The sequence below is a fragment of the Pedobacter nutrimenti genome, assembly GCF_032678445.1.
Classification (GTDB): Bacteria; Bacteroidota; Bacteroidia; order Sphingobacteriales; family Sphingobacteriaceae; genus Pedobacter; species Pedobacter nutrimenti_A.
In genome coordinates, this window is sequence record NZ_JAVTSQ010000017.1 from 75,188 (window position 1) to 91,740 (window position 16,553).

Here is a 16,553-nt window from a genome sequence, read left to right on the forward strand (position 1 = left end):
ACCCTTAATTTAATCATTTTTCAGATAATGGCTAATATTCTTTGAAAGAATTTAATAACTTACCATAAACTAATCATTCTAAGAATAATGATAGATTCCATTACCGAAGTTTTTGAGCTTCAGCAAAAAAACAAATACGCACTTAGGTACAGTACAGCCCAGCAGCGAATCAATAAGCTGCAGGCATTAAAATCAAGCATTCAGACGTTTGAAGAAGAGATCTATACTTCTTTACAAACCGATTTAAGAAAAAGCAGATTTGAATCTGCTGTTACTGAGCTCATTTTTATCTACAGTGAGATAGATTTCGCCATTAAGAAGCTTAAAAAGTGGATGAGACCAGCCTATGCAGGCAAAAATATTGCGAGTTTATTTGCTAAAAACAGAATCTATTATGAACCAAAAGGCGTTTGCCTGATCATTTCACCATGGAATTATCCATTTCAGCTCATGATGAGCCCCTTACTTTCTGCAATAGCAGCAGGCAATTGTGCAATTTTAAAGCCATCTGAATTCAGTTCTGCGACCAGCGCAGTCATTACAAAAATCATTAAAAAAACATTCAGCAAAGATGAAATCGCTTGTTTCGAAGGCGATCAATCCGTTTCGGAAGCCTTGCTTAAACTCCCCTTTGATCATATTTTCTTTACTGGAAGTACTGCCGTAGGAAAGGTGGTCATGAAGGCTGCAGCAGAAAACCTCAGTTCGGTAACCCTGGAACTGGGTGGAAAATCGCCAGTGGTGGTTGACGAAACAGCAAAAATAAAAAATGCGGCAACTAAAATTGCCTGGGGTAAACTGATCAATGCCGGACAAACCTGCATCGCACCAGATCATGTATTTGTACACAGATCTAAACTGGATGAGTTTATAACACACTATAAGTCTGCAGCCACAGCTATGTTTTTGAAAGAAAACGGACAGACCGATGAATTATCCTACGCAAAGATCATCAATAGAAGGCATGCAGACCGTTTAATGGATCTGATCAATGATGCAGTAAATAAAGGGGCCAATGTCGCCTGGGGAGGAGAAGCTGTTTTAGCCGAACTCAACATTCAACCCACCCTCCTCTGCAACCTGGCTGAGGATAGCAAAATTATGGGAGAAGAGATTTTTGGCCCTATACTTCCTGTTATACCTTATGATACTTTGGAGGATCCCATGGATAGGATCAACGAAAAAAACAAACCCCTGGCCCTTTATATCTTCAGCGAAAGCAAGACCAATATTAAACGTTTATTAACTGGTACCAGCTCAGGTGGTGCATGCGTCAATGATGTCTTGATTCACATATCAAATCCCAATTTGCCCTTTGGTGGCGTAAACGGAAGCGGAGTGGGTAGCTGCCATGGAATTTTTGGCTTTAAAACATTTTCACATGAGAGAGCCGTTGTCTTCCAATCCTCTTTAAATATGTCTGATATCATTTATCCTCCTTACACCAAGAAAGGATGGGTATTAAAAATGCTGACTAAATTCATGTGATGTGTAATAACCTAGACGAAGAGCATTGAATTGATATATAGTTTATCCTTGCCTTTGGTTAAACAGAGGCAAGGATAAAAAGTGGATCTACTTCAAACTTAATTCTATTACAGGAATTTCATAAGGCGGTTTTGATTTAGGAAGACTTAAAACCAAGCCATTTCCCTCAGGCTTAAACAAAATTTCCGAGTCGTCATTCAAAAATTGTGCATAGCTGATTTTACCATTATAGTTAGGTAAAGTGATTTTGCCATCGCTCGGATAATCAAAAAGATGCAGGTATAATTTCTTCTTAGACGGATTGTAAGTAACCCGTACATTCATTTCCTTTGGCAAATTGAATTCATCAGGAGGAAAAGTACAATCATATATCGCCTGATTATTGGCATGCATCCAATAGCCCAGGCTATCCAGTGCTTTGTTAGCCCGATAATCAAATTCACCACGGGCAGTAGGCCCTACGTTTAAAATCAGATTGCCACCATTTGCTACAGAGGTGGTCAGCAGATCGAGCAGTTGGTGCTGGCTTTTCCAGGTATTTTCATCTCTAAAATAGCCCCATGAGCCTGAAAAGGTTTGGCAGGTTTCCCAATATTTACCCTTATATTTCAGGAGCTCTGCAGGCTTCACCTGTTCTGGCGTCACAAAATCATAACCATCGCTATACTCTTTCAAATCTGCTCTATCATCCAGAATAATATTAGGTTGAAGTTTTCTTATGGTTTTCACAAGATCAACAGAACCCCAATCTTCATGCCCCTTACCAAATTTACCGGGATAGGAGAAATCTAGCCAAAGGATGTCAATTTTCCCATAGTTGGTCAATAGTTCTGTAATTTGATTTTTAAGGTAAGCTCTATAACGCCCCATATCCTTCCCTTTGTTTAATCGCGCATAAGCCGTTTCTTTACTCGCCTCATTTCCATCTACCCTAAGCGGATGCGTGTCATCAATTGTGAAATCAGGGTGGTGCCAGTCGATTAAAGAATAATAAAATCCAATTTTAATTCCCTCCGCACGAAACGCCTCTACAAACTCTTTCACCAAATCACGCTTAGCCTGCGTCTTGGTGGATTTATAATCCGTATACTTTGAGTCAAACAAACAAAAACCTTCGTGATGTTTGGTCGTAAGCACCGCATATTTCATACCGGCAGCCTTCGCTTTTTTTGCCCATTCCTTAGGATTAAATTCATCAGGATTGAAGTTATCGAAGTATTTTTGATATTGATCATTCGTAATTTTCTCATAGTTTCTCACCCATTCATGCCTTGCAGGTAATGAATATAATCCCCAGTGGATAAACATCCCGAAACGGGCATCCGTCCACCACTGCATGCGATGGGACTTTTGCGCCGGCGTTTCTCCCAACAATGATTTTGTTTGGGAAAAAACAGGAAATGAGAAAGCAAAAATGCAGAGAAACAGAGCCGTTCTTAAATTTTTCATAAAAGTGTTTAGTCTAGAATAAAACACGATCAAGATAGCAAAGCTATGAATAGCCAGGACACCCTTTTCTTACAATTCGTTCAGTCATTTTGGCATCCCAAAATCCAGGTTAAAACCTAATCGATCCTGGTTCCGTTTTCAATGGATACCTACGGGACATTAGGCATAGCGTATCACTTTAACAAATAGACAAATGGTATAGTGGATGATATAAACCATCCACTATAACTGTTTATTCAATCAGGCATCTGGTATCTCAGGCTCAACCAGCTTAGCCAACTTCTCCAGCGATTCCTGCCAGCCTAAGTAGCACATTTCCGCAGGGATAACTGAAGGAATATTTTCCTGTGTGATTTTAATTTCTGTACCCACCATTGTTTTCCGAAGCGAAACAGAAGTAATCATTTCTCCAGGAAGATTAGGGTCATCAAATTTATCAGTGTATTTCAGAAACTCGTTAGGTTTCAATTCAAGATATTGTCCACCGAATGAATGACCATGACCAGTTGAAAAATTCAGAAAAGACATTCTAAAAGAACCACCTTTCTCTACTTTCATTTCATGGACGGTACAAAGAAAGCCATATGGAGGCAACCATGAGGCAATTGCAAGGGCTTCAGTAAATGCGCGGTATACCTTTTCCGGAGCCGCTTTAAGAACCCTGTGTAAAGAAACACTATTGTCTGACATAAAATTCATTTTTCTATTTTCCTACTCGTATGGCTTTTCGGTTTCGCCCGTTTTAATTGGTTTCTGCTCCATTTTGCTGCTTAATTTTTTATGATTAACCTCAGCATTACAAAGATGTAAGGAAAATCCGATTTTGACAGAGGCCAAATAAGACAATTTAACGGGCTATTTGCGACCAAAAAGAAAAATACTACCTTTGGCTCATTTTAAAACAGATATAATATGTATAATCTATTAAAAGGGAAACGCGGTATCATTACCGGCGCATTAGATCAAAACTCCATTGCATGGAAAGTTGCTGAAAAAGCGCACGAAGAAGGTGCTTCATTTGTATTAACCAATGCTCCGATTGCCATGCGCATGGGAGAGATCAATGCTTTAGCAGAAAAAACCGGATCACAGATTATTCCTGCAGATGCAACCAGTGTTGATGAGCTAACCAACCTGTTTACCCAATCACAAGAAATCTTAGGCGGTAAAATAGATTTTGTACTGCACTCTATAGGCATGAGCGTAAACATCCGTAAAAAGATTCCTTATACAGAATCAAACTACGACTATTTTATGAAAGGAATTGATGTTTCAGCTTTATCTTTCCATAAAATGCTGGCTGTTGCTAAAAAACTAGACGCCATTAATGAAGGCGGTAGTGTTGTAGCCCTTACCTATATGGCTGCACAACGCACCTACCCTTTCTATACCGATATGGCTGATATCAAGGCTATGCTCGAGTCTATCGCACGTAGTTTTGGCTACCACTATGGTTTAGAGAAAAAAGTACGTATCAATACAGTTTCCCAGTCGCCAACAAAAACCTCGGCTGGTACAGGTATTAAAGGATTTGGTGATTTCTTTGATTATGCTGATGCTATAGCACCATTAGGCAATGCAGATGCAGAATCATGTGCAGATTACTGCATCACCCTGTTTTCAGATTTAACCCGTATGGTAACTATGCAGAACCTATTCCACGACGGCGGATATTCCTCAACCGGAGTAAGTGACATCGTGATGAAAAAAATGGGTCTGGAAGAATAAATTAGTTAAGCCTTTGCAACAGTCAACCTATTGCAAAGGCTTTTCCAAAACATTAAAAAGCAGATACCTAACATCATCACCACAATATAGCTCAACCATCCCCCTAACTCTACTAGCCTAAGAACCATTGTACAAAATTCCAGGCTGTATGAAGTCCAATAGGTAATGCGAGCCCCCTTGTTTTAAGTGCTGCCATTCCAAAAAACACAGAACTAAACTGGTGATAACTGTTTCATTGAAAACGGATAGCAACGCCATTAAATCTCATCCATAAAAATCCTTATTCGTACTTCAGCGCCTCAACCGGATTGGCTTTTGCAGCCTTGTAAGCCTGAAAACCAACCGTCAAAAATGCAACAACTGCAGTCCCTGCTATAGCGGCCAATATAATTGACAAAGACACAGTTGTCCTGAATTCAAAATTAGTGAGCCATTTATCCATTAGATAATAGGCCAAAGGCACACCAATACAGGCCGCAAAAAACACCATTTTCAGAAAAGAAAGAGAAAGGAGTTCCATGATATTGCCAACGGAAGCCCCCAATACACGGCGTACACCAAACTCTTTGGTACGCTGCTCTGCACTATAAGCCACCAAACCATAAAGCCCCATGCAAGAGATCAGGATCGCTATCCCACCAAACAGATTGGCCAATACACCCAGAATCTTTTCCGACTGCAGCTTTGCAGTATACAGATCATTCACAAACTTAATTTCAACAGGGTAGCTCGGATTTATACTTTTGGCAACAGCCGAGATCAGCTCCACGTTTTTACTCAAACTATTGGCTGGATTTAACCGCATATTGATAGTGCCGCCATTGTTTTTACTGAAATTAATAACCATAGGTCGTCCAGAGCGATAGGGCGAATCCCATAAAAAATCTTTGAACACACCAATTACCTTTAGTTTGTTGTCAAAAAGCGTTACCATCTTGCCAACAGGATCTTTCAGTTTCATCATTTTCACAGCAGTGCCACTCAGTAAAATAGCAGCCGTATCTGATGCAAAGTCCTTAGAAAAATCACGCCCGGCCAGCATTTGCACACCGTTTGTCTTCACAAGATCATACTGCGTTTCGAGTCGGTTAAATACAATCTCCTCGCCCTGTTTATCCATTCCCGGCCATTTAAATCCATAAAACCAATTGTTCACATGAGTCATACTACGCGATGCCTGGTTTACCGAAGTAACCGCACCTGTCTTTAATGCCAAGTCTTTAAACAATTCAAATTTTCCAAACAATTCTCCGTTTTGAGGCATCTCCGCAAGTAAATTGATGCTATAACCTACAGGCCTGTTCTTTATAAACTGTATTTGCTTATAAATAACCAGCGTAGAAATGATCAGCATAATGGCAAAACAAAACTGCGTTACCACAAGTACCTGTCTCAGGTTGATGGGAACAGCCTTTGCCCTTGCTGTTTTCTTTTTTAGAGTCTGAATGGGATTAAAGGAAGAAAGGAATACTGCAGGATAAATACCCGCCAAAATACCGGTCAGCAATGCTACCGACAATATGCCCAGCCAATAGCCTGCATTGGAGTATTGGATCATGATTTCCAGACCAAGCAGGTTATTGAACATTGGTAAAGTAGCCTCAACAATAGCTACAGCAATCAGCACAGCAACAGCAGTAAGCACCATGGCTTCGGTTAGAAACTGTGTAACTAGTGAACCTCTGGTTGCACCAATCGTTTTTTTAATTCCCACTTCTTTGGCCCTGCGTTCTGATTTAGCAGTAGCCATGTTCATAAAATTGATACAGGCGATCAGCAAAATACCAAAGGCAAGTGCAATAAACAGATAGATACGCTCAATCTCACCACCTACACTCTTCCCATTTAAAAATTCGCCGTGCAAATGTAAATCTGAAAAAGGGAATAAGAAGTTTTCATTTCTTTGGTCTGTATAGGTTTCATTAAATAGTTTTTTAACCTTGGAGTTAATCAGATCAAGCTTAGTCGCGTCGTTTACCTTAGCAATTGCCAGGAAACTGAAATTTCCCCAGCCAGGATGTCTAGCCTCATCATCTATATTTTCATAAAAGGACCATGGCATCAAATAATCAAATCTGAGTGAAGAGTTAGCGGGCTGGTCCTTAATCACGCCGGTTACCCTAAGATCAACATGGTTTGCATACGTTACAGTTCTGTTTAATATATCAGTAGTGCCAAATAATAGCTTCGCAGTACCCTCAGTAAGGATAATAGCATTTGGTGTATTTAGTGCAACATCCGGATTGCCAGTTATAAATTCATAGTTAAATATTTTCAGAATCTCCGGATCAGCAAAAAGATCAACTTTTTTAAAGCCGTTTTCCTTATTAGCAATTAGCGACTCATTGCCACCGGCAATGCGGGTAATCACATCCACTTCTGGTACTTTAGCTTTAATAGCCATTGCAATTCCATTTCCTGGTGATTCTCCCGTCCTGGTAATCTTTCCGGTCGCATCCTGGAAATTGGTCATCACCTGATAGATTTTGTCCGCCTCCTTAAATTGACGATCAAAATTCATTTCGTAATTGACATATAAAAGCAATAGCAAGCAGGCAGATAAACCAACTGCCAGACCAATAATATTAATAACCGAAGAAGTCTTATTTCTCCAGAGATTACGCAAGGCGATTTTTAAATTGAGTCTGAACATAGCAATAAGTGATTCACCAAGTTTGTGCCAAGAGCCACAAAAACCACAAAACACTAATATACAGAACTTTAAAATAAAACCATCAACAAAAACCGTTCATTATCGAACGGTCCCCGTACATTCCCGTACAATCCTGCAGTTACCAACCTTTTATGGCGCTTCCCTTAAAGGCTACCTTCGCAGCTTCTTCAACTTCGTTAGATTGATAAGCCTTAACAAAACGCTTCACCTTATCCTCATCTTTATTATCTTCCCGGGCAACAATTGCATTTACATAAGGCGATTTGCTGTCCTCTATAAAAAGACCATCTCTTGTAGATACCAGGCCAATAGGCGCAGCAAAAGTGTTATTAATAATCGCTATGGATACATTTGCATCATCCAGAGACCTTGGAAGCTGTGGTGCCTCGAGTTCAAGGATTTTTAAGTGTTTAGGATTATCTTCCACATCGTTAAGGGTTGGCAAAAGACCAACACCTGCTTTGAGCTTAATAAGACCGGCTGTTTGAAGCAGCAGTAATGATCGGCCACTATTGGTTGGGTCGTTCGGAATAATCACTGTACTCTCGTTTTCAAGCTCCTTAAGGCTTTTGATCTTTCTGGAATAACCGGCAATTGGATAAACAAAAGTATTTCCCACTATAGCAAATTTGTAGCCCCGTTGCTTTGCCTGTACATCCAGATAAGGTTTATTCTGAAAGGCATTAACATCAATATCGCCTTGATTAAGGGCCTCATTGGGCATTACATAATCATTAAACTGCACCAGTTCAACATTAAGATTATATTTTTCCTTGGCCACCTTCTGAGCAACCTGTGCAATAGTATATTCCGGACCAGATTCAACCCCGACTATAATATGGTTAGGATCATTTTTTTTAGCCCCGCCACTGCAGGCCCCAAGAAAAGCTATGGATAATATCAGCGCTGGCTTTAAGTATTTTTTGAAAGTGGAATTCATTTTATTAGATTTTATACTTTTATTTTCTGTGATCAAAATATTTTGAAAGGCGATCGCCACTAAACTGAATCAGGAATACAATAACAACCAGCAATACCAACACAGTATTCATTACCAGAACATTATAACCAATATAACCATATTGATAACCGATCTGCCCAAGTCCGCCGGCACCAACAGCACCACCCATAGCAGAATAACCAACAAGAGTGATCAGGGTAATCGATGCACTGTTGATAATCGCCGGTAAGGCTTCGGGAAGAAGCACCTTACGGATAATCTGCATCGGTCTCGCGCCCAGGGCCCTGGCAGCTTCGATAAGTCCATAGGGAATCTCCAGCAAGCTATTCTCTATCATCCTTGCAATAAAGGGTGCAGCCCCTATACTCAAAGGAACAAGTGCCGCTTTTACGCCAATTGAAGTTCCAACCAAAGCTCTGGTAAACGGAATCATCCAGACAATTAAAATAATAAACGGAATGGAACGGAAAATATTTACAAGAACCGCAAGAAGCCTGTTTAAAAAAGGATGTTCGAGAATCTGCCCCTTTCGGGTAATAAAAAGCAATATACCTGTCGGCAGGCCTATAACAAAACCAAAGAAGCCAGAAACAAAAGTCATCACAATGGTCTCGAGTGTACCGCTCATTAAGAGCCTGATCATAGATTCAGACATAGCCAAGCACCTCCACGCCAATATTTAAGGTTTTATAATAAGCGATCGCACGTTCATGATCTTCCTTCTTTCCATGAGCCTCTACAAGGATAGTTCCGAATTTGATTCCGGCAGCATGTTCTATCTGAGCGGTGATGATGTTGTTACTCACACCAAACAACGCTGCAGCCTCCGAAAGCACGGCGCTATCGGCAGAATCACCATTGAAACTGAGCTTGATAACCGGGTTACCAGATCCAGATGCATTGATTTGGATGCGTTCCGCATATGCGCTGGGCAGCGTTACTTTAATAGAAGAGGAAATGAATTTCTTTGCAAGATCGCTCTTGGGATGAGAAAACATCTCGCTTACCGTACCCTGTTCTACCAGCACTCCCTGACTGATGATCGCTACCTCATCACAGATCGCCTTTACCACCTGCATTTCATGCGTAATCAGTAATATCGTAATGCCAAATTTCTCATTGGTATCCTTCAAAAGCTTCAAAATGGAGGTGGTTGTCTCCGGATCAAGCGCGCTGGTTGCCTCATCACAGAGCAATACCTTTGGGCTCGCAGCAAGCGTCCTGGCAATAGCCACCCGCTGTTTTTGTCCACCTGAAAGACTTGCCGGATAATCCGCATGCTTATCCTCCAGCCCCACAAAGTTTAACAATTCGAAAACCCTCTCCTTGATTTTCGCTTTTGAGGCACCTTCCAGTTCAAGTGGAAAAGCAACATTTTGATAAACCGTTCTCGAGGAGAGCAGGTTAAAGTGTTGAAAAATCATCCCTATATGCCTGCGTTCATTTGCCAAAGCAGACCTGGAAAGTTCCATCAGGTTTTTTCCATCAATAAACACTTCTCCCGACGTAGGCTGTTCAAGCAGATTTGCGCACCTGATCAGCGTACTTTTACCAGCTCCAGACGCACCTATTACTCCGAATATTTTACCCCGGGGTACATGTATCGAAACTCCTGAAAGCGCTGTAACAGATCGGTCCCGAAGAACAAATGTCTTGGTTATATTATTTAGCCTTATCATTTAAAATTATACAAAACCATTGGCCAAAAAACATTGGCCAAAAAACATTGGCCCTGCAAATATATTTAAAATCTATAGATATTATAGTTTTTAAAAGACATGGAGTTACCACCCTGCAATGCATAACCTGTTTTTTATAAATATTCTCTATTTTTACTTTAAAGATGAAACTATTCCTCACTGATCCAAATTCTGGCGGCCACTTACTCCTCCTGAGTGAAGAGCAATATTTTGATCGTCTTTTCTATAGCAGGGATCGCGACAACAAATACTTCACCATCGTTTGGAACCGTGGCGGGCAGCAAGTCGTTACTATAGATGGAGAAGAAATTGACTTCCCTTCACAGACCATCTTGCCCCTGATGTTTAACCAGTCTTTCTTTTTTGAACAGACTTCAGATCTGGTGGCCTGGCAATTCAACCGCGAATTCTACTGTATCATCGATCATGATTCGGAAGTCAGCTGTGTTGGATTTCTATTTGGAATAGGCCGCAATTTCTTTATCAATGTAAATGAAGCTGCACATCAAAAAATGTTGTTGCTCCACAATATGTTTATTTCCGAAATGAACACCTCCGACAATGTACAAAATGATATGCTTGTCATGTTGTTAAAGAGATTGATTATAACCGTAACGCAATTGGCCAAATCCGAATACCTCCCGGATCCTAAATTACACAACGACAGATTCCATATCATCCGTAAATTCAACCTGCTGGTCGAAGGCAATTTTCACAATGAGCATTCCGTTAATTTTTATGCCCGGCAACTCAACAGGTCTCCCAAAACGCTGTCTAATCTCTTCGCCATCTTCAATCAGAAAACACCCATTCAAATCATTCAGGAACGTATCATTATCGAAGCAAAGCGGCTTTTGTATTATACCGATAAATCTGCAAAAGAAATCACCTACGAATTAGGATTTGAAGATCCCGCCTATTTCTGCAATTTCTTCAAAAAGCACACTTCCTATTCCCCAATTGGATTCAGAAACAGAAAAAGTATAGCATAAGGGAAAAAATTACAATCCATTGGGAATTCTCTCTATTACCTGAGCCTACATTTCATGCCACCTTTGTATCGTTGATATGAACAAAAAAATCGACGCCAAAAACATGAAAACTCAAAACGTAAAAAGAAACATCAAAAATGGTTTATTAGCTACAGCGCTAACAATAGCTTCTGTAACAGGTTCAGTTCATGGAGCAAATGCTCAGGAAATTAAAAACGTAGTATTGGTTCACGGAGCCTTTGCCGACGGTTCCGGATACAAAGCACTTTACACCGAATTAACTAAAAAAGGATACCATGTAACCGTAGTACAAAATCCCTTGACTTCCCTTGAGGATGATGTCAATGCAACCAAGGTTGTTCTGGATAAACAAGACGGCCCGGTCATCCTTGCCGGACATTCCTGGGGCGGAGCAGTGATTACAGAGGCAGGAAATCACCCCAAAGTAGCAGCCCTCGTTTATATTGCAGCTTTTCAGCCCGATAATGGAGAGTCCGCTTTGCAATGGCTTCAAACCGCTCCTCCTGCTCCAGAAAACGGCGTCCTTCCTCCAGATGAGAAAGGAATAGTTTACTACGATCAAGCAAAATTTCACAAAGGCTTTTGTGCCGATATCAGTAAAGAAGAAGCCGATTTCATGTATGCCTCTCAGGGAGCATTCTATGCAAAAGGATTTACAACCCCTATAACCCATGCAGCATGGAGAGATAAACCTGCATACGGTTTAATTGCTACAGAAGACAAAAGTATTGCACCAGAAATCCAGCACGCCATGTACAAACGTTCTCATACCAAAGTAACAGAGGTAAAAGGCAGCCACGTGATATTCATGTCGCAACCAGAAAAAGTTGCCAGTGTGATCATCGAAGCAGCAAAAGAAAATTCAGCAAAAAAATAGCCCAACCAACAAAAACCCTTCTGATTATACTTCAGAGGGGTTTACTATGATCAGCACTTACCGATCCAAAAATCTACACATAAAGCTTTTGCTCATCCGTATAATATATTCTGGTACCAGCTGCCGCTTTTACCCGAATATTTTGCCCCGTAGGACTCTTCTTTTTCTCTGCATGATGAATCATCAACAGATCAGGTTTCACGAAATGAACAGCACCAAAGTTTACTTTTTTGATTTGTTTAATTGCATCGAGCAAAACATATTTCATTGTTCTTCTGAGCACTTTTACTTCTTCCAGGGGGATGCTACCCGCAATTGAAAAAGGAGAGATTTCCGCGTACCAGAGAATTTCATCAGCATAGGCTTCATCTAATCCCCCAATCACATTTTGATCCAAAAGAACATCTCTGATTTGTCTGGTATTATTCAGGAATACATCTTTCAGATATTCTACAGTCATTTCCTTACTCAATACATCCGTACTACTGATCTGAACAGGATTTAAGAAAAAAGTACTTCGCTTCAAGGGATCTCTTACAGAAATAATCTGGCCTCCGCTGAAATGCAGATCTAATAACCCAGGAGAAGCCTCTTCTCCTTCTAAAACCAACAATTCTGCCCGTGATGTTACATGCATTTCCAAGACCGTATGGTTCTTAAATTGAAGGCATAAAGTCAAACCTCTGCGAAATACAATTTTTAACTCTTGGCCCTCCAGGCTTTCCTTCAATCCTGCTATAGAAACATTAATGCTTTTTTTAGAGCTGATCTCTACTTTTTGCAATATTTTGTTTCTAAATTTTTTATCAAAATTTTCAGCAAAAATCTCTAAATAAGGTAATTCTAACATAACTAAGGATCGGGCATTAGGTAATTATCCATTTAAAGGTACAGGTGTTTAACGCTTTTTTTCAATCTTTAGACAATTCAGTATTGATCTAAATCAACTTAAGACAAATCACTATAGTTCCAATCTGCCAAAAAACTTCAAAAAGTCTTCAGAATTTAATATCATATTTACGTATGAAATTACTGATAATAGAAGATGAAGAAAGTTTACGCAGAAGCATCCATCAGTATTTAACATCTGAAGGAAATATTTGCGACTCTGCCTCGAATTATGAACAAGGGTATCAAAAACTATCCATTTACGACTATGATTGCGTTCTGCTGGACTTAACTCTGCCAGACGGAGAAGGTCTTCTGCTCTTAAAGTACCTGAAAAAGATCAATAAAACAGACGGGGTATTGATTATCTCCGCCCGCAATTCTTTAGACCAGAAAATTGAAGGATTAAGCCTCGGTGCCGATGACTACCTCATCAAACCTTTCCATTTGTCAGAACTTTATGCCAGGATACAATCCATAGTAAGACGTCGGCACTTCAATGGCAACAGTATTTTTCATTTCAATGAAATAGAAATTGACACCACTGCAATGGAAATGAAGGTTCATGGCAAGCCCGTCTATTTGACAAAAAAGGAGTTCGATCTGCTATTGTATTTCGTTGCCAACAAAAATAAAGTGATTTCTAAAGCTGCAGCTATCGTACACATCTGGGGGGATGATGCCGATATGGCCGACAGTTTCGATTTTATTTATACCCACATCAAAAATGTAAGAAAAAAATTAACAGATTCAGGATGCAAAGACTATTTCCAATCTGTATATGGAATAGGCTATAAATTTACGGATAAATGAAATTATTCACCAGCTATAACAGGATCTTATCCGTCATTACCCTCACAGGATTGCTGGTTATTGGCTTTCTCTTTTACCAAATGCTGGGTCAGTACATCAATAAACAAATTGACGATCATTTGTACGAGGAACTTCTCGAAGTACAGGACTTTGCACACGTCAAGAATATTCTACCCTCACCTGATGGTTATGATGATGTCATTGTAGACTATAAAAAAATACACAAACTCGCTGATAAGCGCAAAATATTTGCAGATACAAATTTCTATAATCCCAAAAAAAGACATCATGAAACAGCAAGGTACCTGAAAACAGAACTGCTCTTAAACGGGCAACCCTACGAGATCATGATCATCGCATCAAAATTTGAACGTCAGGAAGAAATCAAAAGTATCATTCTCATCATCTTACTACCGGTAATTGTGTTGTTGTTGATCTTATGGCTGGTCAACAGAATCCTGATCAAAAGGATGTGGTTACCATTTCGCCAGTTGTTAGCCAATATTAAAGCATTTAATATTAACCAGGAAAAGGTATTTGAACCCATTCAAACCAATATTGAAGAATTCAAAGAATTGAATAAGGCCGTCCTTAATGTTTCGCTTAAGGTCAAATCAGATTACAAGGAGATCAAGCTGTTTACCGAAAATGCCTCTCATGAAATGATGACGCCACTTGCAGTAATCAACTCCAAACTCGACACGATGCTTCAATCCAATACTTTAGGTAAAGAAGAAAGTGAAATTCTGGATGATTTGTATAAAGCCACCTCAAAATTAACCAAGTTGAACCAATCCTTACTTCTCCTGGTTAAAATTGACAACAATCAACTTCAGGATAAAGAAGAAATTGACCTTAAGGCCTTAATTAATGAAAAGCTAAACTACTTCCTCGAACTCATTCAAAAGAGAAATCTAATCGTAAAAACAGAGCTTGTAGCATCAGTTATTTACGCAAACTATTATTTAACGGAAATATTAATTAATAACCTTTTTAGCAATGCCATACGGCACAATCACGACGGCGGCTCTATTCTGATTACATTAACGGAAGATAGTCTTGCATTTTCCAATACCGGTACCCAGAGTGCGCTACATCCTGTGAAAATTTTTGAAAGATTTTATAAAGACAACGCTTCTGAAGGCACTGGGCTTGGACTCGCCATTTTAAAACAGGTATGTCTAAGACAAAACCACAAACTAACTTACCGCTATCAACAAGACTACCACCAGTTTACAATCATCTTTAACAAAACCAAAAATAAACCTTAGATAGCTATATTTTAACCTTTTTTAACAAAGAACTTCATAATGTCTTCAGAATTGCCGTTGATATTAGATTCATCATTTAATATCCAGGAAGATGAAATCATTATTCATAACACTGCTTGGCCTCCTGCCAGCTTCTTTAATCTGGCACAGCAATTTCAAAGAGGCCCAACTAGAAGCACAAACCTCACATAAACAGATCCTGATCAATTTCTCCGGATCAGATTGGTGCGGTCCATGCATACGTCTAAGAAAAGAGATCCTGGGATCCGATGCTTTTGAAAGTTACGCAAAAGACCATCTGGTGTTGGTCCAGGCAGACTTTCCGCGTCAAAAGAAAAATCAATTATCTGCTGCCCAGGTTAAACTAAATGAAGCACTGGCAGAGCAATATAACCCTGATGGTAAATTTCCCTACACCCTATTGGTAGATGAAAAGGGCAAAGTCTTAAAATCCTGGGATGGTTACCCTAATGAAAGCCCCGAAAAATTTGTACAGGACCTGAATACCAATTAACGAAGCAACCATGGCACAGGCAACTTATAACCGTGTTTTAAAACTCATGGGAAACCGCTTTGAGTTTACCGTCATTGCAGACGATCAAACTGCAGGCGAAAAAGCCATTGATACAGCCATAGCCGAAGTACAACGGATCGAAGAATTATTGAGTACCTTCAAAAACACCAGTCAAACCAGCCTCATCAACCAGTATGCCGGTATAAAGCCAGTACAGGTTGATCAGGAAGTGATTGACCTTATCCAGCGTGCACAAAAAATATCAGACATTACCCAGGGTGCCTTCGACATCAGCTACGGTTCGATTGATAAAAGCCTTTGGAACTTTGATGTGAACATGACTTCCCTACCCGATTTTGAAACCGCCTTGCAATCGGTAAGCCTGATCAACTATCAGAATGTCATTATAGACACTCAAAACCGCACCGTAATGTTGAAACATGAGGGTATGCGCATTGGATTTGGTGGGATCGGAAAAGGTTATGCTGCCGATAAAGCCAAACAAGCCTTACAAAACATCGGGATTGAACATGGAATAGTAAATGCAGCCGGCGACCTGATCACCTGGGGAAACCAGCCGGATGGCAGACCATGGACCATAGGCATTGCCGATCCCGATCAGAGCGACCGCCCCTTCTCCGCACTGAACATCAGCAATATGGCCATTGCCACATCCGGTAATTATGAAAAATATGCCACCATTAATGGTCGCAGATATTCACATACCATTGATCCGAAAACGGGCTTACCCGTTAGTGGAATTAAAAGCGTCAGCATCCTATGCCCCAGTGCCGAACTGGCCGATGCACTGGCTACACCTGTAATCGTCATGGGTGCACAAGTCGGCCTGGATATGATCAATCAATTGCGGCAGGTAGCCTGCATCATTATCGATGACCAAGATCAACTCTATACCTCCAAGAATATTAATGTAAAACGATGATATGAAAATGTCCATTCCAATTTCAGTACGGCTACGCACAGGCTTCGTTGCCCTCTGCCTGCTCAGTGCATGTGCAACCGTAAAGCCTTATCAGAAAAATAAACTGAATGATGCCGAAATGACTTTATCTTCCCGAACGGCCCAAAAGTTTGAACAAAGTTTCCAGTTATACCGCGAAGGCGGTTCAGGTGCCAATGGTGGCAAAAGTGGTGGTGGTTGTGGTTGTAACTAAAT

The 16,553-nt window shown here is 40.2% G+C and carries 16 protein-coding genes; 9 read left to right on the forward strand and 7 right to left on the reverse strand.

From position 1 onward, the window contains the following. Window positions 1–87 precede the first annotated feature (87 nt). Window positions 88–1,488: an aldehyde dehydrogenase family protein gene (locus R2S08_RS25600; RefSeq protein ID WP_316837791.1), complete on the forward strand. Its 1,401-nt coding sequence runs from the start codon at window positions 88–90 to the stop codon at window positions 1,486–1,488. Between the two features lie 87 nt (window positions 1,489–1,575). Here the strand turns inward: R2S08_RS25600 and R2S08_RS25605 are convergent, their stop codons facing one another. Together R2S08_RS25605 and R2S08_RS25610 are read right to left on the reverse strand one after the other, a co-directional pair. Next, the gene (locus R2S08_RS25605; RefSeq protein ID WP_316837792.1) at window positions 1,576–2,937 is read right to left on the reverse strand and encodes an alpha-L-fucosidase; all 1,362 of its coding nucleotides are present in this window, start codon (window positions 2,935–2,937) and stop codon (window positions 1,576–1,578) included. A 240-nt stretch (window positions 2,938–3,177) separates the two neighbouring features. After that, complete coding sequence (locus R2S08_RS25610) at window positions 3,178–3,627, reverse strand: SRPBCC family protein (protein WP_133783083.1); 450 nt, start codon at window positions 3,625–3,627, stop codon at window positions 3,178–3,180. 222 nt (window positions 3,628–3,849) lie between these two features. On the opposite strand from R2S08_RS25610, the gene R2S08_RS25615 reads away from it, so the two are divergent. Further along, window positions 3,850–4,665, forward strand: coding sequence for an enoyl-ACP reductase (locus R2S08_RS25615; protein ID WP_133783081.1), 816 nt, complete (start codon window positions 3,850–3,852; stop codon window positions 4,663–4,665). Window positions 4,666–4,945: 280 nt separating this feature from the next. Here the strand turns inward: R2S08_RS25615 and R2S08_RS25620 are convergent, their stop codons facing one another. The 4 genes from R2S08_RS25620 to metN form a co-directional block, all read right to left on the reverse strand. Beyond that, window positions 4,946–7,318 carry an ABC transporter permease gene (locus R2S08_RS25620; RefSeq protein ID WP_316837793.1) on the reverse strand — a complete coding sequence of 791 codons (2,373 nt, stop codon included), beginning with the start codon at window positions 7,316–7,318 and terminating at the stop codon, window positions 4,946–4,948. 139 nt (window positions 7,319–7,457) lie between these two features. Further along, window positions 7,458–8,279 (reverse strand): methionine ABC transporter substrate-binding lipoprotein MetQ, encoded by an 822-nt coding sequence (gene metQ, locus R2S08_RS25625; RefSeq protein WP_316837794.1) that lies wholly within the window; start codon window positions 8,277–8,279, stop codon window positions 7,458–7,460. Between the two features lie 19 nt (window positions 8,280–8,298). Beyond that, on the reverse strand, window positions 8,299–8,943 hold the full coding sequence (gene metI, locus R2S08_RS25630; protein ID WP_410479539.1) for a methionine ABC transporter permease MetI: 645 nt from the start codon (window positions 8,941–8,943) through the stop codon (window positions 8,299–8,301). A 4-nt stretch (window positions 8,944–8,947) separates the two neighbouring features. Then, window positions 8,948–9,979, reverse strand: a complete 1,032-nt coding sequence (gene metN / locus R2S08_RS25635; RefSeq protein WP_316837796.1) for a methionine ABC transporter ATP-binding protein MetN — start codon at window positions 9,977–9,979, stop codon at window positions 8,948–8,950. Between the two features lie 164 nt (window positions 9,980–10,143). Between metN and R2S08_RS25640 the strand changes: the two genes are divergently transcribed. Together R2S08_RS25640 and R2S08_RS25645 are read left to right on the forward strand one after the other, a co-directional pair. Further along, complete coding sequence (locus tag R2S08_RS25640) at window positions 10,144–10,992, forward strand: AraC family transcriptional regulator (protein WP_316837797.1); 849 nt, start codon at window positions 10,144–10,146, stop codon at window positions 10,990–10,992. Window positions 10,993–11,095: 103 nt separating this feature from the next. Further along, on the forward strand, window positions 11,096–11,890 hold the full coding sequence (locus tag R2S08_RS25645; RefSeq protein WP_316837798.1) for an alpha/beta hydrolase: 795 nt from the start codon (window positions 11,096–11,098) through the stop codon (window positions 11,888–11,890). A gap of 73 nt (window positions 11,891–11,963) precedes the next feature. On the opposite strand, the gene R2S08_RS25650 is transcribed toward R2S08_RS25645, so the two are convergent. Continuing rightward, complete coding sequence (locus R2S08_RS25650) at window positions 11,964–12,740, reverse strand: DNA-formamidopyrimidine glycosylase family protein (RefSeq protein WP_316837799.1); 777 nt, start codon at window positions 12,738–12,740, stop codon at window positions 11,964–11,966. A gap of 173 nt (window positions 12,741–12,913) precedes the next feature. Here R2S08_RS25650 and R2S08_RS25655 point away from each other — a divergent pair, with 173 nt between their 5' ends. The 5 genes from R2S08_RS25655 to R2S08_RS25675 all read left to right on the forward strand — a co-directional run bounded on the left by R2S08_RS25655 (window position 12,914) and on the right by R2S08_RS25675 (window position 16,551). After that, window positions 12,914–13,591: a response regulator transcription factor gene (locus R2S08_RS25655; protein ID WP_133783060.1), complete on the forward strand. Its 678-nt coding sequence runs from the start codon at window positions 12,914–12,916 to the stop codon at window positions 13,589–13,591. After that, window positions 13,588–14,862, forward strand: coding sequence for a HAMP domain-containing sensor histidine kinase (locus tag R2S08_RS25660; RefSeq protein WP_316837800.1), 1,275 nt, complete (start codon window positions 13,588–13,590; stop codon window positions 14,860–14,862). Before R2S08_RS25655 ends, R2S08_RS25660 begins: the two co-directional genes overlap by 4 nt. 91 nt (window positions 14,863–14,953) lie before the next feature. Further along, window positions 14,954–15,376: a thioredoxin family protein gene (locus tag R2S08_RS25665; RefSeq protein ID WP_316837801.1), complete on the forward strand. Its 423-nt coding sequence runs from the start codon at window positions 14,954–14,956 to the stop codon at window positions 15,374–15,376. Window positions 15,377–15,386: 10 nt separating this feature from the next. After that, entirely contained in the window at window positions 15,387–16,319 is a 933-nt protein-coding gene (locus R2S08_RS25670) for an FAD:protein FMN transferase (RefSeq protein WP_316837802.1), read from the forward strand. Window position 16,320: 1 nt separating this feature from the next. Next, window positions 16,321–16,551 carry a DUF4266 domain-containing protein gene (locus tag R2S08_RS25675; RefSeq protein WP_316837803.1) on the forward strand — a complete coding sequence of 77 codons (231 nt, stop codon included), beginning with the start codon at window positions 16,321–16,323 and terminating at the stop codon, window positions 16,549–16,551. Window positions 16,552–16,553 lie beyond the last annotated feature (2 nt).